This window comes from Streptomyces spinoverrucosus, assembly GCF_006539505.1.
GTDB lineage: Bacteria > Actinomycetota > Actinomycetes > Streptomycetales > Streptomycetaceae > Streptomyces > Streptomyces spinoverrucosus.
In genome coordinates, this window is sequence record NZ_BJND01000030.1 from 61,038 (window position 1) to 78,783 (window position 17,746).

Here is a 17,746-nt window from a genome sequence, read left to right on the forward strand (position 1 = left end):
GAACTGATGTTCGAGAGCCGGTAGGGGCTCGCGAGTGCGGGAGGTGCGTGTGCCGGGTTTCACGCATCTGCACACCGTCTCCGGGTTCTCCCTGCGCTACGGCGCCTCGCACCCGGAGCGGCTGGCCGAGCGCGCCTCCGAGCGGGGCATGGACGCCCTCGCGCTCACCGACCGCGACACCCTCGCCGGTACCGTCCGCTTCGCCAAGGCCTGCGCGAAGGCGGGCGTCCGTCCGCTGTTCGGGGCGGAGCTGGCCGTGGCGGAGCCCGAGCCCGACCGTGTACGGCAGGACCGGCGCCGCCGCACCCCCGTGCGTGGCGGTGCCTTCATCGACGAGTCGACACCGCGCGTGACCTTCCTCGCCCGGGACGGCGCCCGCGGCTGGGCCGATCTGTGCCGAATCGTCACGGCGGCCCATGAAGGCGAGGGCACGCCCCTGCTGCCCTGGTCCGCCAACCACGCCGACGGCCTCACCGTCCTGCTCGGCCCCGACTCCGACGTCGGCCGCGCCCTCGCCGCGGGCCGCCCGGACCGCGCCGCGAAGCTCCTCGCCTGCTGGCGGGAGATCTACGGCGATGCCCTGCGCCTGGAGGCCGTCTGGCACGGCCGCAAGGGCACCGGCCCCGGCTCCCTGCGCCTGGCCGCCCGTACCGTCGGCTTCGCCGCCGAGCAGCGGATCCGGCCCGTGCTCAGCAACGCCGTCCGCTACGCCGACCCCGGCATGGGCCCGGTCGCCGACGTACTGGACGCCGCCCGCCGCCTGGTCCCGATCGACCCGACCAAGGAACTGGACTCCGGCGAGGCCTGGCTGAAGAACCCGGGCGTCATGCTCGGGGTGGCGGAGCGGGTCGTCGAGGCCGCCGGCTTCCGGCGGGACACCGCCCACCGGCTGCTGGAGCAGACGCAGGCGACCGCCGCCGAGTGCCTGGTCGACCCCGAGGACGACCTCGGCATCGGCACCGTGCACTTCCCCGAGCCGCATCTCGTCGGCGCGGACCGGCGCAGCGCACAGCGCGTGCTCGCCTCCCGGGCGGCGGCGGGGATGGTGCTGCACGGCTACGCCGGCCGGCGCGACTACTGGGAGCGGATGCACGACGAGCTGGACATCATCGCCCATCACGGCTTCGCCTCCTACTTCCTCACCGTCGCCCAGGTCGTCGACGACGTGAAGAAGATGGGAGTCCGGGTCGCCGCGCGCGGCTCCGGCGCGGGCTCCCTCGTCAATCACCTGCTCGGCATCGCGCACGCCGATCCGGTCGAGCACGGGCTGCTGATGGAGCGCTTCCTGTCCAAGCGCCGTCTGGTGCTGCCCGACATCGACATCGACGTGGAGTCCGCACGCCGTCTGGAGGTCTACCGGGCGATCATCGGCCGGTTCGGCGCCGAGCGGGTCGCGACGGTCGCGATGCCGGAGACGTACCGCGTCCGGCACGCCATCCGGGACGTCGGCGCCGCCCTGTCCATGGACCCCGCCGACATCGACCGCATCGCCAAGTCCTTCCCGCACATCCGCGCGCGGGACGCCCGCGCCGCCCTCGACGAGCTGCCCGAGCTCAAGCAGCTGGCGGGGGAGAAGGAGCGCTACGGGAGGATGTGGGAGCTGGTCGAGGCGCTCGACGCCCTCCCGCGCGGGGTCGCCATGCACCCGTGCGGGGTGCTCCTGTCCGACGCCTCCCTTCTCTCCCGTACGCCGGTCATGCCGACCAGCGGCGAGGGGTTCCCCATGTCGCAGTTCGACAAGGACGACGTCGAGGACCTCGGGCTGCTCAAGCTGGACGTGCTCGGGGTGCGGATGCAGTCGGCGATGGCGCACGCGGTCGCCGAGGTGGAGCGGGCGACGGGGGAGCGGATCGACCTGGACGCGTTGCGGGACGGCGATCCGGCGACGTACAGCCTCATCCGCTCCACCGAGACGCTGGGCTGCTTCCAGATCGAGTCGCCGGGGCAGCGGGACCTGGTCGGGCGGCTCCAGCCGGCCACCTTCCACGACCTGGTCGTCGACATCTCGCTCTTCCGGCCCGGGCCGGTCGCCGCCGACATGGTGCGGCCGTTCATCGCGGCGCGGCACGGGCGGGCGCCGGTCCGCTATCCGCACCCCGACCTGGAGGGGCCGCTGCGGGAGACGTACGGAGTCGTCGTCTTCCACGAGCAGATCATCCACATCGTCGACATCATGACCGGCTGCGGGCGCGACGAGGCGGACCGGGTGCGGCGCGGGCTGTCCGATCCGGAGTCGCAGGGGCGGATCAAGGTGTGGTTCGCCCAGCACGCGGCGGCACGCGGGTATGACGCGGAAACGATTCAGCGCACCTGGGAGATCGTCGAGGCGTTCGGTTCGTACGGCTTCTGCAAGGCGCACGCGGTCGCCTTCGCCGTACCGACGTACCAGTCGGCGTGGCTGAAGGCGCATCACCCCGCCGCCTTCTATGCCGGGTTGCTGACGCACGACCCCGGGATGTATCCGAAGCGGCTGCTGCTGGCGGACGCGCGGCGGCGGGGGGTGCCGGTCCTGCCGTTGGATGTGAACAAGTCGGGGGTCGCACACAGGATCGAACTGGTGTCTGAATCCGGAGTGTGGGGGCTCCGGTTGGCCCTCTCCGATGTGCACGGGATCAGCGAGGCCGAGGCGGCGCGGATCGCGGACGGGCAGCCGTACGCCTCGTTGGTGGACTTCTGGGAGCGGGCGCGGCCCAGCCGGCCGCTGGCGCAGCGGCTGGCCCAGGTCGGTGCGCTGGACTCCTTCGGCGCCAACCGCCGTGATCTGCAACTGCACCTGACCGAGCTGCACCGGGGCGCGCGCAGTGGCGGCGGCGGTCAACTCCCGCTGTCCGGCGGGCGGAAGACCGCCCCGGCCGGGCTGCCCGACCTGTCCGCGGCGGAGCGGCTCAGCGCCGAGCTGGGTGTGCTGTCCATGGACGCCTCGCGCAATCTGATGGACGATTACCGGGCCTTCCTCGACGAGCTGGGCGTGGTGTCGGCGCGGCGGCTGCGCGACGCCAGGCACGGGGAGACGGTGCTGGTCGCGGGCGCCAAGGCGGCCACGCAGACGCCGCCGATCCGGTCCGGCAAGCGGGTCATCTTCACCACGCTGGACGACGGTACGGGCCTGATCGACCTCGCCTTCTTCGACGACTCGCACGACGCCTGCGCGCACACCGTCTTCCACTCCTGGCTGCTGCTGGTGCGCGGGGTGGTGCAGCGGCGCGGGCCGCGCAGCCTCAGCGTGGTGGGTTCCGCCGCCTGGAACCTCGCCGAGCTGGTCGAGCTGCGCGCGGAGGGCGGGCTCGACGTGGTGGCGGAGCGGCTGGCGGAGCCGGGGCGGCCGGAGCCGGTACCGGAGGGGGCGGACGGCTCGGGCGGTTCCGGGGGCGATCCGACGCACGGGCGGCGGATCCGTATGCCCACCGGATACGAGATGCATCCGTGGGCCGATCTGCGTCCTGCGGGCGAAGAGGCCTCACAAGGGCCTGCGAAGGCAAGGAAGTTGTGGCACCAGAGTCCGGGGAGTGCGGGATGACCATCCTCTGCGTACGTTTCCAGCTGCCGCCGGCGCACGAGGCGGCCCTGCCCCGGCTGCTGGGGTTGCTGGAGGAGTTCACGCCGGTCGTCGAGGCGTTGCCGCCGGACGGGGCGCTGGCCGATCTGCGGGGTGCCGAGCGGTACTTCGGGCGCAGCGCCGTGGAACTGGCGTCGGTGATCCGGGTCCGGGCGCTGGCCCACCACGGGGTCGACTGCGCGATCGGCGCCGGGCCCGGCCCGATGCTGGCCCGGGTGGCGCTGCGGTATGCCGAGCCCGGGGTGACCTGCGTGGTGCCCGAGGAGCCGGACGCCATCGCGGAGTTCCTCGCCGACAAGCCCGTCGCCGTGCTGCCCGGCGTCGGGGCCGCGACCGCCCGCACGCTGTGCGAGTACGGCCTCGACACCCTCGGCCGGGTCGCCACCGCGCCGCTGTCCACGCTCCAGCGGCTGATCGGCGCGAAGGCGGGCCGTGAGCTGCACGAGAAGGCGAACGGCGTCGACCGCGGCCGGGTGGTCCCGAACGCCGTGTCGCGTTCGCTGGCCGCCGAACGCCCCTTCCCGCGCGACGAACTGGACCCCGAGCGGCACCGCCGCGCGCTGCTCTCGGCCGCCGAGGAACTGGGCACCCGGCTGCGCGCCGTGGAGAAGGTCTGCGGCACCCTGACCCTTACCGTCCGCTACGCCGACCGCTCCTCGACCACCCGCAGCCGCACCCTGAAGGAACCGACCGCGCACTCGCCGGCGCTGACGCGTGCGGCGTACGGGATGTACGAGGCGCTCGGCCTCCAGCGTGCCCGGGTCCGGGCGATCGCCCTGCGCGCGGAGGGGCTCACGCCCGCCGAGCAGGCCTCCCACCAGCTGACCTTCGACCCCGTGGACGAGAAGGTCCGCCGGATCGAGGAGGTCGCGGACCGCGCGCGGGCGAAGTTCGGGCCGCGGGCGGTGATTCCGGGGTCGCTGGCGGCGTAGGCCCTTTTCTGGCTGGTTATCACTGGAAGTTTTTACTGACGCGTAACTTCCCCCTTGAACTACCCATTCGTAACTTGACAAGTGAACAGCATCCTCGTGATCCGGATCACAGGGCGTTAGGTCATCGCACCTCCCGTGAGCCGCAAGGAGATCACCCGATGCTGCCCTGGAAACGAGTGCTCAGACCCGTGGTCGCGCTGCTGCTGACCGCCGCGATCGCCACTCTCCCCGCCGCCACCACCGCCCAGGCGGCCACCGCCGCTCCGAGTAGCGGCTGGAACAACTACTCCTGCAAGCCGTCCGCCGCCCATCCTCGCCCCGTCGTCCTGGTGCACGGCACGTTCGGCAACTCCGTCGACAACTGGCTGGGACTCGCCCCGTATCTGATGAAGCGCGGCTACTGCGTCTTCTCCCTCGACTACGGTCAGCTGCCCGGTGTCCCGTTCTTCCACGGCCTCGGCCCCATCGAGAAGTCGGCCGAACAATTGGACGCCTTCGTCGACAAGGTGCTCGCCGCGACCGGCGCCGCCGAGGCCGACCTCGTCGGGCACTCGCAGGGCGGCATGATGCCCCGCCACTACCTTAAGTTCCTCGGTGGAGCGGCCGAGGTGAACGCCCTCGTCGGTATCGCCCCCGACAACCACGGCACGACCCTGTCCGGCCTCACCCACCTGCTGCCGTACTTCCCGGGCGCCGAGGACCTGCTCTCCACCGCCACCCCGGCCCTCGCCGACCAGATCGCCGGATCCGCCTTCCTCGCCAAGCTCAACGCGGGCGGCGACACCGTACCCGGCGTGCGCTACACGGTCATCGCCACCAAGTACGACCAAGTGGTCACTCCGTATCGGAGTCAGTACCTGGACGGACCGGACGTACGCAACGTGCTGCTCCAGGACCTGTGCCCGGTCGATTTCTCCGAGCATCTGGCGATCGGGCTGTTCGACCGGATCGCCTTCCACGAGGTCGCCAACGCCCTCGATCCGGCGCGGGCGAAGCCGACCACCTGTGCGTCGGTGTTCAGTTGAGCATCGCCGGGGTCTGACCGGCCTGAGCCGCCGGTCAGACCCCGGAACCCTGGGTCAGCGGCCGTGCCGCCCGCCGCGCGCCGCGCGTCGGCGCACCGACGCGAACAGGGCCGCCGAGCCGAGCGCGAGCGCGGCCGCGCCGCCGACGGCGAGGTACGTGGTGCTGCTGTCGCCGCCGGTCTCGGCGAGGTTCTCGGAGGTCCCGGCGGCCGCGGCCTTCGGCTGGTTGGCGGTGGGGGCGTCCGGGGCGGCGGACGTGCCGGGGTCGTTGTCGCCGTGGCCGTGGTTCTCGATGGTGGAGTTCTCGGCGGCGGCCTCGATCTGCTCGTCGGTGGGGGCGGAGGCGGTGGGGGCGGAAACGGGTGGCGTGGAGCCGTTGTTGTTGCCGCTTTCGTTGTTGCTGCTGTCGTCGTTGCCGTCGCTGTCGTTGCTGTCGCTGTCACCGGTGTTGTCGTTGGAGCCGCTTCCGCCGTTGCCGCTTCCGCCGAATGTGACGTCCGAGCAGGAGTAGAAGGCCTCGGGGCTGTCCGAGCGCTGCCAGATCGCGTACAGGACGTGCTTGCCGGAGCGCTCGGGGAGGCTGCCGGAGAAGGTGTAGAAACCGCCCGACGCGGCCGGGTCGGTGGCCGTCGCCACCGGGTTCGCCAGGTCCAGGTCGTCCCAGCCGAGCGGCTGGGCGGGGTCGTAACCGGGCTTGGTGAGATAGACCGTGAAGGTGCCCTTGTGCGGGGCGGTCACGCGGTACTTGAAGGTGTGCGACCCACTGCTGACGGACGTCGCGGGCCAGTCGGCGCGGGCCAGGTCGAGGCCCTTGAACGCCTCGTTGTTCGCGCTGCACAGCTTGCCGTCCGGGATGAGCGTCCGGTGCTGCCCTGCCGCGTTGCCGATGCGGACGCCGTTCCAGTCGTACAGAGCCTGGGTACCGCCCGCCGCGACCGCCGCCTTGCACGCGTCCGACGTGGGGCTCTCCGGGCCCTCCGCGTAGCACTGGGCGACCCGGCTGACCGGGTCGCCCATCGAGCCGTGCGCGGACGCGGGCGCGGTGGACAGCGCGGTCAGGGCGAGCGGGGCTATGCCGACGGCGGCGACGGCGACGGCCTTGCGGCGTGCGGGCATGGGGGAACTCCTCGTAGCGGTCACTTGGGTTGATCCCGGGGTGATCCCGGGGGTGATCCCGTGGGGGGGGCGTTCAGAAGCTAGCCCCAAGAAACCGCGAAATCGCCTGCTGAAGGCGGTCGAGGGAGATCCTTATGGTCCCTTTAAGGGAGCGCTCAGACTGCGCTCAGGTAGGTACCTCTCGGGTGGACCAGGTCAGTGAGCCGGCCACCAGGTGCGGGCGATGTCCTTGCGCACCTCGGGCCGGCGTTCGTAGGTGGGCTCGTCGGCCTCCTCGCGGAGTCGGCGCGCTTCCGTCTTCCGCGGGGGCTTGTGCACTGTGACTCGGCGCATGGCTGCCTCCTTCAGTGCCTACCGGGTTCCGTGTTCTCACGGAGGTAGACCATTTCGGCGAGAGTTCCTCATCGCTGCCGGTATGTCTGTGGCGGCCGTCACGATTCGACTGTCAGTGGCGGGTGTCACCATGAGGGGCATGACGGCTGAAAAGGGTGCCATGACCTCGGCGAACGACCTGGACTGGGACGCGCTCGCCGCCGCTTTCGACGACGAGCCGGATCACGGGTTGCGCGATCCCGAGGTGCGGGACGCCTGGGCTCGGCGGCTGCGCTCCTGGCTGCCCGACACCGCCTGCGACGTCCTCGACCTCGGCTGTGGCACCGGCAGCCTGTCGCTCCTCGCCACCGAGCAGGGACACCGCGTCACCGGCGTCGACCTGTCCCCGGTCATGGTGGAACGGGCCCGCGCGAAACTCGCCGGACGTGACGTCGTGTTCCTGGTCGGTGACGCGGCGGCACCGCCGGTGGGGGAGCGGCAGTTCGACGTCGTGCTCGTACGGCATGTGCTGTGGGCGCTGCCCGATCCCGGCCGGGCGCTGCGGCACTGGCGGGGGCTGCTGCGGCCGGGAGGGCGGCTGGTGCTGGTCGAGGGCGTGTGGGGGACGGTCGCGCCGGTGGGCATAGCGGCGGACCGGCTCCGGGAGCTTCTCGCGCCCGTCGCCGGGTCGGTGTGGGTGGAGCGGTTGTCGCAGGACACGGCGCTGTGGGGGAAGGTCGTGGACGACGAGCGGTATGCGGTCGTCGCCCTGGAGTGACGTTCAGCTGCTGCTCACCTGCTGAGGAGGGACTCGAAATCGCCGCCGCGGGCCAGGCTCTCCAGTTCGTCCAGAGCCGCCAGTGCCGCTGTGGCCGCCTCCGGGTCCGTTTCCGTGAGGCCGCTCTCCGCGAACTCGTCCTCGTCCAGGCGGCGTACGTCCGTACCGTCGGCGGAGCGCCACAGGTCCAGGTCGAGATCCTCGACGACCAGCTCGGTGCCCGAGAAGGTGGCAGGGCGGGCGATGTCGCAGTACCAGCCCTTGAGGACGCCGGACGGGTCGCGGACCTCCATCACCGCGTACCAGCGGTCCCGCCAGTAGTACTCGGTGAAGACGTCCCCGGGATCGAAGCGTACGAAGCCGAAGTCGCGCACGCCGGTGCCCGCGAAGGGGGCGCGGACCACGATCCGGGTGCCGTCGTCCTGGAGCAGCTCGGCCGGGTAACGGATCTTCGTCCGGCCGGCCTTGACCAGGACGACGTCCACCATGGCGTCCGGCTCAGCCGAGTTGGCGGGCATGGCGCACCTCCGTCGCGCAGATCTCGTACCCGAACGACTTGTTGATCGCGAGCATCGGGTCGTTGCCCGCGTCGTTGCCCGTGAACGCCTCCGTGTACCCGGCGGCGCGGGCGCGGTGCAGGGAGTCGTTCTTGGCGAGCTTGGCCAGGCCCCGGCCGCGGAAGGCGCGGGCGGTGCCGGTCATGGCGGAGGCGTACCGGGTGGCGCCGTCCGTGTAGGCGGCGCTGAAGGCGGCGGGCCGGCCGTCGACGAGCACCACAGAGGTCAGTTCGAGGTCGAGGAGCGGGTGCTTCCAGGTTTCGGCGATCCACGCCTCGTAGTCCGTGAACTCGACCGCGATGTCGCTCGGTTCGTCCGCTGTCGCCTCCGCGTCCAGTGCGAACATCGGGCGCGGGTCGTCCGCGTAGTCGGCGGCCGTGCGCAGTTCTACGCCGGGGGGCGGGGTCTGGAGGGGCGGCAGGGTGCTGTTCGCGAGGTCCAGGCGGAGGAAGTGCGCGGAGCGGCTGGGGCGGTAGCCGTGGCGTTCGGCGAAGGAGCGGTTGGCGGGCTCGTCGAGGACCCAGGTGAAGAGTTTCGTCGCCCCCTGCGCGGCCAGATGTTCCTCGGCGACCCGGACCAGCAGCGAGCCGGCGCCGTGGCGGGTGCGCTGGGGGTGCACGTAGACGTTGAGGTAGCCCTGGCCCGGTTCCGGGCTGTCGTGGGCGATGCCCACCTGGGCGGTGCCGATGATCTCGCCGTCCAGCTCGGCCACGAGGGGGCGGTAGTGGGCGTCGGGGTGGGCCTGGGCGATGGCATGGGCGACGGAGTCCGGGGTGGACACCATGTACGGCAGGGCGAGGTGCCGTACCCGGGCGAAGGCCTCGACGTCGGCTCGGGCCTCGGGGCGCAGGTCACGCACGATCACGGTCATGGGGTCGGACGTTACGCGGGCAGGGGCCGGGATGCCTCTCATTTTGCGGCCGGTACGGGAGAATCGGGCGCGTGACCTTGAAGATCGACATCGATGAGGGTGCGGCGGAGCCGCCGTACGAGCAGGTCCGGGCGCAGATTTCCGCGCAGGCGCGGTCGGGGGCGCTGCCTGTGGGGTATCGGCTGCCGACGGTTCGAGGGCTGGCCGAGTCGCTGGGGCTGGCCGCGAACACGGTGGCGAAGGCGTACCGGGCGCTGGAGACGGACGGCGTGATCGAGACACGGGGGCGCCACGGGACGTTCGTCGCCGCGGCGGGGTCGGCGGCGGAGCGGGAGGCGGCGGGTGCGGCGCAGGCTTACGCCGAGAGGGTGCGCAGGCTCGGGCTCGGTGAGGAGGCGGCGTTGGATGCCGTGCGGGACGCGCTGCGGGCGGCGTATGGGAGGTAGGGGTTTGTCGGCGGAGGGCTGACGGGGTTCGGCACCGCCGGTATACGCCGTCGTGGCGGAGCGCCGTTGCGGCGGAGAGGGACTGCGACGTCGGCCTCAGCGCCGGACCGCAAGCTCCCTCGGCGTCCGCGTGACCCTCCGACCCGTTCGCCTCGCCAGGTCCGCGAACGTCACCGCATCGCCCACCGCCGCCCCACCCGGGTCGTTGTTGAAGTACACGTACACGTCGTGGTCGCCGGGGAAGACGGCCGTGATGCGGTGGACCCACGTCTGCAGCGACTGGCGGCCGTAGTGCGGCCACGGCCGGGCACGGCCCTGGTGGAAGCGGACGTAACCCCAGTCCGTCGTGCGCCACAGCGGCGTCACCGGGCGGGCCAGCACGTCGGCCCAGCACAGGGCCGCTCGCCGCGAGCGCAGGACCTGCTCCACCTCCGGCGTCCACCAGGAGTCGTGGCGTGGTTCCACCGCGATCCTCGTGCCGGTGGGGAAACAGGCGAGGCAGGCGTCCAGCAGCCCGGGATCCGCGCGCAGGTTCGGCGGGAGCTGGAGGAGGACCGGGCCGAGCCGGTCGGCGAGGCCCGCCGCGTGGGTCATCAGGCGGTGCACCGGTTCCTCGGGGTCCTTCAGGCGCTTGATGTGGGTGAGATACCGGCTGGCCTTCACCGCCACCACGAAGTCCTGCGGCACCCGCTCCCGCCACGCCTCGAAGTTCTCCCGCGTCGGCAGCCGGTAGAACGCGTTGTTGATCTCGACCGTGGCGAACCCCTCGGCGTACTCCTCCAGCCACAGCCGGGTCGGGCAGCCCTCCGGGTACAGCAGCCCCCGCCAGTCCTTGTACTGCCACCCCGACGTGCCGACGAACAGGGTCATACGTCCATCAAAGCACCGTACGAGACCCCCTACAGGTACAGCCCCGCCTCCGACCCGCCCCGCGGCTCCGGCAGCGCCGTCGGAGACGTGCCCCGGCGCAGCGCGTACAGCTCCGCCAGCGTCGCCCCGTCCCGCCCGACGCCCTCCTCGGTGCCCAGCCAGCTGACCGCCTCGCGCCGGGTCAGCGGCCCCACCTCGATGCGGGCCAGGCAGCGGCCGGGGCGGACGACGGCGGGGTGGAGGCGTTCGAGGTCCTCGTTGGTGGTGACGCCGACGAGGACGTTGCGTCCCTGGCCCAGCAGCCCGTCCGTCAGGTTCAGCAACCGCGACAGCGCCTGGCCCGCCGTGTGCTTGGCCTCGCCGCGGATCAGCTCGTCGCAGTCCTCCAGCAGCAGCAGCCGCCAGCGGCCCTTGCCGGTCGAGTCGTCCTCGCCGATCGCGATGTCCATCAGATAGCCGACGTCACTGAACAGCCGCTCGGGGTCCAGGACGCAGTCCACCTGGCACCAGTCCCGCCACGAGCGGGCCAGCGTGCGCAGCGCCGACGTCTTGCCGGTGCCCGGCGGGCCGTGCAGCAGGAGCAGGCGTCCCGCGATGTCCTCCGGGGTCGTCTTCATCAGCCGGTCCATGGCGTCCGCGACCGGCCCGGTGTAGTTGGCCCGCACCTCGTCCCACGTACCCGCCGAGATCTGCCGCGTCGTACGGTGCGGGCCGCGCCTGGGGGAGACGTACCAGAAGCCCATCGTCACGTTCTCCGGCTGCGGCTCGGGCTCGTCCGCCGCGCCGTCCGTCGCCCGGTCGAGGACCTTCTTCGCCAGGTCGGCGCTGGTCGCGGTCACCGTGACGTCCGCGCCCCGGTTCCAGCGGGAGACCAGCAGCGTCCAGCCGTCGCCCTCCGCGAGCGTGGCGCTGCGGTCGTCGTCGCGGGCCACTCGCAGCACCCGGGCCTCCGGCGGCAGCAGCGTCGCCCCGGAGCGGACGCGGTCGATGTTCGCCGCGTGCGAGTACGGCTGCTCGCCCGTCGCGAAGCGGCCGAGGAACAGCGCGTCCACGACGTCGGACGGCGAGTCGCTGTCGTCGACGTGGAGCCGGATCGGCAGAGCGTCGTGTGGGTTCGCAGACATGCCGCCATGATCGGGCACGCGGCCGTCGCGTGCACCCGGTTTCCGAGGTGCGCGCGGAGTGTCGGCTGCACACCCCTGCTCCCGCTGTGCCCCGCTCCATCCGGTTTCCGGGCCGTACATGTACGACATCTGCCCCAACGCCCGTCCTCGCCATTACTGTTGCCCTCGATGGGACGTCATGGGTGGAGTACGGGGGCACGGCGGTGGCGGCTCACCGCGCTGCTCGGTGTGTCGGCGGCCCTCGTGGCCCTGGTGGTGACCCTGGTCAGCACGCTTCCCGGCGACGGCGCGAGCACCGCCGGCACCTCGCCGGACGGCGACAAGGTGCACGGCACGCCCGCCGCCCCGCCCGAGGAGCCGCGACCGGACGTCGGCTGGGGCTTCACCCACACCCAGTTCAGCGCCGACGAGGGCCCCGCCGCAGCCGTGGGGCGCGTGACCACGAGCCTCAAGCAGTCGGCGCTGCCGCAGAACCAGCACATCATGGGCTGGGGCGCCGACAACCCGGAGCCGGTGAAGGGCCGTTACGACTTCGCCGCCCTCGACCGCCGCGTCGACTTCGTCCGCGCCTCCGGTGGCACCCCGGTGATCACCCTGTGCTGCGCCCCGGACTGGATGAAGGGCGGCGAGGCGGGCGCCGAGAACACCGACTGGAGCCAGGCCGCCCTGGAGACCGCCCCACGGCCCGAGCACTACGCCGACTTCGCCGCCCTCGCCGCGACCGTCGCCAGGCGCTATCCCGACGTACGCCACTTCATCGTCTGGAACGAGTTCAAGGGCTTCTGGAACGACGCCGAGCGCCGCTGGGACCACGAGGGCTACACGAAGCTCTACAACCTCGTCTACCAAGCCCTCAAGGAGGTGAACCAGGACATCATGGTCGGCGGGCCCTACCTGGTGATGGACAGCGTCGACCCGCGGCAGACGGACATCGCCTCCACCACCCTCAAGGGCCCCTGGGGCGCTCTCGACCAGCGGGTCCTCGACGCCTTCGCCTACTGGAACGAGCACAAGGCGGGCGCCGACTTCGTCGTCGTGGACGGCTCCAGCTACACCAAGGACGACGAGCTGCTGCCGGACGAGTTCGCCGCCACCGACAAGTTCACGGCCGTCGGTGAGTGGGTGCGGCGGCAGACCGGCGAGGAGCTGCCGCTGTGGTGGGCCGAGTACTACGTCGAGCCCGCCGACGGCAACGACGACCGGCACGGCTGGTCCGAGCCCCGCCGCCGTGCCGTCCAGGCCGCCGCGATGATCGCCATGGTCAAGGGCGGCGCCTCCTCCGGCTTCTACTGGAACCCGGAGGAGGAGACCGGCCCCGACTGCCCCGGCTGCCTCTGGACGCCGACCGACACCGAGGGCGGGGGCGCGAAGCTGCCCATGTACGACTTGGTGGCCCGCTTCAACGCCGAGTTCCCGCCGGGTAGGAAGTACGAGACCGTTGCCGCCCCGGGGGACGTACGCATCCTCGCCACCGACAGGACCGCCCTGGTCGTCAACCCCCTGGACCGGACGATCAGCGCGACGGTCGACGGCAAACAATTCGACCTTCAGGCGTACGAGGTCAAGTGGCTCAAGCGGTAGCCGTTACTTCATGGTCAGGAACCGCTGCACCAACGCCGCGACCAGCACCGCCAGCAGCGGCAGGGAGAACCAGAAGCCGCTCTGCAGCCACCGCAGTTGCCGCACGCTCGGCCGCATCCCCACCCGGATCACCTCCCGCGCCGACAGCAGCACGATCAGCGCGACGGCCGCGAGGGCGCCGACCACCGACCAGGGCGTCCAGGTCACCAGCGGTCCCGGCGGACCGGGATCGGCCTCGGGGACCGGACCGGCGGGCTGCGTGGCCAGGGCGTAGATCGTCGCGTCCTCGTTGACGAACACCCTGCGCAGCTCGGGCCGCCGGTCCAGGTTCTGGATCACCCGGGGCTCCCAGGTCGCCGCATAGCCCACATCCATGCGGAGATAGGTGACCTGAGCACGGTTGATCATCAGATACGAGTTCGGCCCGGCGTCCTTCAACGCCTTGACCAGCCCCGACACCAGCACCGGGTCGGTCGGCGCGAGCGTCGGCACGTACTCCACCTTCTCCATGTCCCGGGCGCCCCACGGCATCGCGGGCGTCACGGTCTGCAGCGGGTCGTCGCTGAGCCACAGCAGCCGCACGCTCGGGTCGTCGTGCGCGTACACGAACTCCATGGCGGCGACCTCGCCGGGCCGCACCCTTTCGAACGGCTCGTTGCCCCACCGCGCCACCAGGAACCCGCCCATCAGCACCAGCCCCGCCATCAGCGCGGCCGGCGGGGCGAGGCGCCCCCGGCCCTCAGTGCGCGGGAAGAGCGCGAGCCCCGCCAGCAGGGCGGCGCCGGGCAGCGCGAACAGGAAGACGCGCAGCGCCATCTCACCGCCGTACGACTGCATGCCGAAGCCCAGGAACGGCACGAAGGCCAGCACCAGCAGCGACCGCTCGCGGTACTTGTGCTCGCGCCGTCGCCACCAGCCCCAGCAGGCGAGTGCCATCACCCCGCCGGCCAGCGCCACGCGCGCGTACAGCACGAGCTGGTGGGTCGAACTGCCGCCCTCGATCCGCCCGGACACCGACGACGAGACGTTGCCGCCGACGCCGCCGATCCCGCCGAACAGCTCGTCGAAGTGCCCGGACCAATAGGGCTCGGCCATGAAGCCGATCCAGGCCGCGACCATCACCGCGAACAGCACCGGCAGGCCGCGCAGTTCGGACCTGCCGACCAGGACGAGGACCGCGAGCACGCCCAGCATCACGAACGGGGTCAGCTGGTGGGCGGGGACGGTCGCCGCGAACAGGCCGATCACGACGAGCAGCAGCACCACCCGCTGCCGCCGGTTCGTCGGTTCCACCTCCGCCTCACCGGGGCGGAGCCTCGTCCAGATCACGCGCGGGGCGCGGAACCAGACCAGCACGATCGCCACGAGCACGAGGTACAGCAGGTAGGTGAAGCCCTGCGGGGAGAAGTAGTCCTGGCCGACCCAGCCGCTCAGCACGAAGATCCACACACCGGTCCACTTGGCACGCCAGCTGGCCCGGAGCGACCGGGTCAGCAGGAACAGCGGTGCCAGGTAGAGCAGTTGGACGGTCAGCGGCCACCAGCGGATGACCTCGGTGAAGTCGGTGACCCCGCAGGCCTGGGCGACGAAGGCGGCCACCGCGAAGAAGCCGGGCCAGCTCCAGCGCGCGTCCAGGTCCGGTACGGCCGTGCCGGTGCGGTCGATGTAGTCGAGGAAGCCGAGGTGCTGCCAGGCCGTGGCGAACCGTGGCTCGGTCTCGATCACCGCGGGCAGCGCGTGCAGCGACACGACCGTGGCCAGCAGCGTGACCAGCAGCAACGTCCGGTGCTCACGGCTCAGCCAGAGCAGCGAGGCGAACACCACGACCAGCAGCGCGGCCCCGGCCAGGGTCGGGGTGGGCAGGACGGAGATCAGGCCCAGCCCGCCCATGCGGTCCAGGTCGGCCTCGCCGAGACGGGATGCCGGGACCCAGTAGAGCAGGAGTGCGGCGACCAGGAGACAGCCGAGGATCACACCGAGGCGGGTGGGCATCAGGCGCTGCGGCCAGGGGAGCCCCGGACGAGCGGCCTCCGCGGCCCCGGCAGGGTCCGACGGCACCCCCGTGGGCGGCGTCCCCGGCCCCGGTCGTACATCCGGCCGCCGTTCCTGATGGTCGAGGTCGGCCGGGATGCCCAGCGCGAGGGTGTCACTGTCGAGCGCCCAGGCGGGCCCGCGCCTCGGGACTCCCGGCAAAGGCCCCAGGTCGGCGAGGTCCCCGTCGGGTGCCGCGCCCGCCGGGACGTCGGCGGCCGCGCCCCGGACGATGCGGTACAGCCTGGGCGCGGCGATCGCCACGATCACCGCGAGGCTGACGATCTCGGCGACGCCCGCCCCGGTCAGCCCCATGCGCGGCAGCAGCACCAGCGTCAGGCCGAGCACCAGCGCGCACAACAGGCCCTGCAGCCAGGCCAGTCCGGCGGTACGGCTCTGCGCGCGCAGCACCGCGAAGTACGTCTCCATCACGACCCGCAGCACCGCCCCGACCGCGAACCAGCGCAGCAGCGGTGTCGCCGCGTCCGCATAGCCCGCGCCGAACACGCCGAGGATCCAGGGCGCGCCGAAGAACAGCACGGCGGCGGCCGGCAGCATGATCCGGGCCATCCGCTTCAGCGCGGCCCGGGTGTTGGCGGCGAGCCGGCCCGGGTCGTGCGAGCCCTCGACGGTCAGCGAGGCGCCCATGTTGATGGCGAGCAGGTTGACCGTGCCGCCGATGGTGGCGGTGATGTAGAAGTACGCGTTGTCCTCGGCGCTGACCTGCGCGGCCACGATCACCGGCACGAGATAGACCACGGCGAGCGAGAACAGCGAGCCCGTGTAGTCGCCCGCCAGGAACCGCCCGACCTCCTTCAGTGTCGGCGGCCGCGCGTGCTCCTCGGTCGCCTTCACATGCCGGGGCACCAGCCGCCTGAACACCAGCCAGCCCAGCGGCAGCACCGACGTGGCGATCGCCGCGACCCAGGACACGAAGACCCCGGCCATCGGGATCGCCACCGCGAACGCGATCAGCAGCCCCAGCTTCACCGCCGAGAACACGGTGTTCCCGACCGGCACCCACAGCGCGCTGCGCAGCCCGGTGAGCACACCGTCCTGGAGCGTGAGCAGGTTCCAGGCGACGACCGCCACCACGAAACCGGCGGCGGGCAGCGGCGAGTGCAGGAAGCGGTACGACGGTCCCCACGCGTCCAGCGTCAGCAGGAACACGCCCGCCGCCAGCGCCACCACCAGCGAACTGCCCGCGTAGGTACGGAAGATGAGGCGCCCGGTGGCACGGCCCGCGACCGGGATGAAGCGGGCCAGGGCGCCGGTGAGCGTCACCGCAGTGAGCCCCGCGAGGAACTTCATCGCGGCGATCGCGGCGGACCCCTGGCCGACCGCCGCCTCGGAGTAGTAGCGGGCCGCGAGCAGCCAGTAGCCCAGGCCGAGCACCGCGGAGATGCCGGTGTTCAGCATCAGCGCGTACGCGTTGCGCAACAGCTGGCCGCCGCCCGGCGACCGGCCGAGCCCGGGCAGCCCGAGGCGACGCCGGGGCTGCTCCGGGGCCGGTTTGTCGGTCGGTTCGGCCTGTGCTGTGGTCGTCGTGTCAGACACGGGTACGGGTGGCCTTCCGGCGGACCTGACGTGCTCGGCGGACCAGCGCGTACCCCTTGGTGAGGGCGCGGTCCCTGGCGAAGGTGCGGGTGATCGTGCGGCCCTCGACCAGCCGCTCGAACTCCTCGATCCCGGTGCTGCGGCGCACGGTGACGCGACGCAGGGCGTACGGCCCCTGGGAGCGCCGGGCGAGATCGTTGCCGACGGCGAGCGCCTGGGCGTACCCCGTCGTACGGACCTCCCGGCGGACCCGGCGGCTGGAGTAGCCGTACGGGTAGGCGAACGACACCGGCAGGGCGCCCAGTTCACCGGCGACGATGTCCCGGCAGCGGGTCAGCTCGAAGCGCAGGGCGTCGTCGTCGAGCTGGTCGAGCTGCGGGTGGCTGTGGCTGTGGCCGCCGATCTCGACGCCGGACCCGGCCAGTTCGCGCACCTGGTCCCAGTCGAGCATGCGCTCGAGGCCGCCTCCGGTGTCGTAGGCGCCCCTGATCCAGCCGGTGGAGACGAACAGCGTGGCCGGGAAGCCGTGCTTGGCGAGCACGGGCAGGGCGTGCCGGTGGACGCCCTCGTAGCCGTCGTCGAAGGTGACCAGGGCCGGGCGCGGCGGTAGCGGGCGCCCGGAGCGCCAGCGGCCCGCGAGGTCGGCCGTGGTGAGCGGGGTGAGGCCCAGGTCGCCGATGACCTCCATCTGCCGGGCGAAGGCCTCCGGGGTGACCGACAGGGCGCGGGTGGCGTCGTTCGGATCGGTCGCGACCGCGTGATACATCAGGATCGGCACGCGCGCGTCAGTCACGTCTGCCGCTCCCCTCGATGGCGTCCGCGCCTTCGTCGATGGCGTCTGCGCCTCCGTCGGTCGCGTCTGCCGCCCCTTGGATGGGGTTCGCGCCTTTGTTGATGGCGTCTGTGCCTTCGTCGGTCGCGTCTGCCGCCCCTTCGATGGGGTCTGCGCCTTCGTCGATCGCGTCTGCCGCCTCCTCGATGGGGTCCGCG

General features: G+C 72.1%; 14 protein-coding genes. 6 read left to right on the plus strand and 8 right to left on the minus strand.

What is annotated here, in order from left to right:
- Positions 1-49 precede the first annotated feature (49 nt).
- The 3 genes from SSP24_RS21520 (at position 50) to SSP24_RS21530 (ending at position 5,513) form a co-directional block, all read left to right on the plus strand.
- Positions 50-3,517, plus strand: a complete 3,468-nt coding sequence (locus tag SSP24_RS21520) for a DNA polymerase III subunit alpha (protein ID WP_141311306.1) — start codon at positions 50-52, stop codon at positions 3,515-3,517.
- Complete coding sequence (locus SSP24_RS21525; RefSeq protein ID WP_141311307.1) at positions 3,514-4,488, plus strand: DNA polymerase Y family protein; 975 nt, start codon at positions 3,514-3,516, stop codon at positions 4,486-4,488. Before SSP24_RS21520 ends, SSP24_RS21525 begins: the two co-directional genes overlap by 4 nt.
- 158 nt (positions 4,489-4,646) lie before the next feature.
- The gene (locus SSP24_RS21530; protein ID WP_141311308.1) at positions 4,647-5,513 is read left to right on the plus strand and encodes an esterase/lipase family protein; all 867 of its coding nucleotides are present in this window, start codon (positions 4,647-4,649) and stop codon (positions 5,511-5,513) included.
- A 54-nt stretch (positions 5,514-5,567) separates the two neighbouring features.
- Here SSP24_RS21530 and SSP24_RS21535 read toward each other — a convergent pair whose 3' ends face one another.
- Positions 5,568-6,629: a lytic polysaccharide monooxygenase auxiliary activity family 9 protein gene (locus SSP24_RS21535; RefSeq protein WP_141311309.1), complete on the minus strand. Its 1,062-nt coding sequence runs from the start codon at positions 6,627-6,629 to the stop codon at positions 5,568-5,570.
- A gap of 195 nt (positions 6,630-6,824) precedes the next feature.
- Positions 6,825-6,962: a hypothetical protein gene (locus SSP24_RS42940; protein ID WP_167529651.1), complete on the minus strand. Its 138-nt coding sequence runs from the start codon at positions 6,960-6,962 to the stop codon at positions 6,825-6,827.
- Positions 6,963-7,101: 139 nt separating this feature from the next.
- On the opposite strand from SSP24_RS42940, the gene SSP24_RS21540 reads away from it, so the two are divergent.
- Entirely contained in the window at positions 7,102-7,719 is a 618-nt protein-coding gene (locus tag SSP24_RS21540) for a class I SAM-dependent methyltransferase (protein WP_141311310.1), read from the plus strand.
- Positions 7,720-7,733: 14 nt separating this feature from the next.
- Here the strand turns inward: SSP24_RS21540 and SSP24_RS21545 are convergent, their stop codons facing one another.
- Both SSP24_RS21545 and SSP24_RS21550 read right to left on the minus strand, forming a co-directional pair.
- A complete protein-coding gene (locus tag SSP24_RS21545; RefSeq protein ID WP_141311311.1) occupies positions 7,734-8,237 on the minus strand; it encodes a ribonuclease FAU-1 family protein in 504 nt (167 codons plus the stop codon).
- Positions 8,218-9,147: a GNAT family N-acetyltransferase gene (locus SSP24_RS21550; protein WP_141311312.1), complete on the minus strand. Its 930-nt coding sequence runs from the start codon at positions 9,145-9,147 to the stop codon at positions 8,218-8,220. The genes SSP24_RS21545 and SSP24_RS21550 overlap by 20 nt, the downstream gene beginning before the upstream one ends.
- A gap of 71 nt (positions 9,148-9,218) precedes the next feature.
- Here SSP24_RS21550 and SSP24_RS21555 point away from each other — a divergent pair, with 71 nt between their 5' ends.
- The gene (locus SSP24_RS21555; protein WP_141311313.1) at positions 9,219-9,593 is read left to right on the plus strand and encodes a GntR family transcriptional regulator; all 375 of its coding nucleotides are present in this window, start codon (positions 9,219-9,221) and stop codon (positions 9,591-9,593) included.
- Between the two features lie 96 nt (positions 9,594-9,689).
- On the opposite strand, the gene SSP24_RS21560 is transcribed toward SSP24_RS21555, so the two are convergent.
- Positions 9,690-10,463 (minus strand): DUF72 domain-containing protein, encoded by a 774-nt coding sequence (locus SSP24_RS21560; RefSeq protein ID WP_141311314.1) that lies wholly within the window; start codon positions 10,461-10,463, stop codon positions 9,690-9,692.
- A 29-nt stretch (positions 10,464-10,492) separates the two neighbouring features.
- Positions 10,493-11,587 carry a DUF5925 domain-containing protein gene (locus tag SSP24_RS21565; RefSeq protein WP_141311315.1) on the minus strand — a complete coding sequence of 365 codons (1,095 nt, stop codon included), beginning with the start codon at positions 11,585-11,587 and terminating at the stop codon, positions 10,493-10,495.
- A 168-nt stretch (positions 11,588-11,755) separates the two neighbouring features.
- Here SSP24_RS21565 and SSP24_RS21570 point away from each other — a divergent pair, with 168 nt between their 5' ends.
- Complete coding sequence (locus SSP24_RS21570; RefSeq protein ID WP_141311316.1) at positions 11,756-13,168, plus strand: GH39 family glycosyl hydrolase; 1,413 nt, start codon at positions 11,756-11,758, stop codon at positions 13,166-13,168.
- A gap of 3 nt (positions 13,169-13,171) precedes the next feature.
- Here the strand turns inward: SSP24_RS21570 and SSP24_RS21575 are convergent, their stop codons facing one another.
- Positions 13,172-16,756, minus strand: a complete 3,585-nt coding sequence (locus SSP24_RS21575; protein WP_141311317.1) for a lipopolysaccharide biosynthesis protein — start codon at positions 16,754-16,756, stop codon at positions 13,172-13,174.
- Positions 16,749-17,549, minus strand: coding sequence for a polysaccharide deacetylase family protein (locus tag SSP24_RS21580; protein WP_174864682.1), 801 nt, complete (start codon positions 17,547-17,549; stop codon positions 16,749-16,751). The genes SSP24_RS21575 and SSP24_RS21580 overlap by 8 nt, the downstream gene beginning before the upstream one ends.
- Between the last annotated feature and the right edge of the window lie 197 nt (positions 17,550-17,746).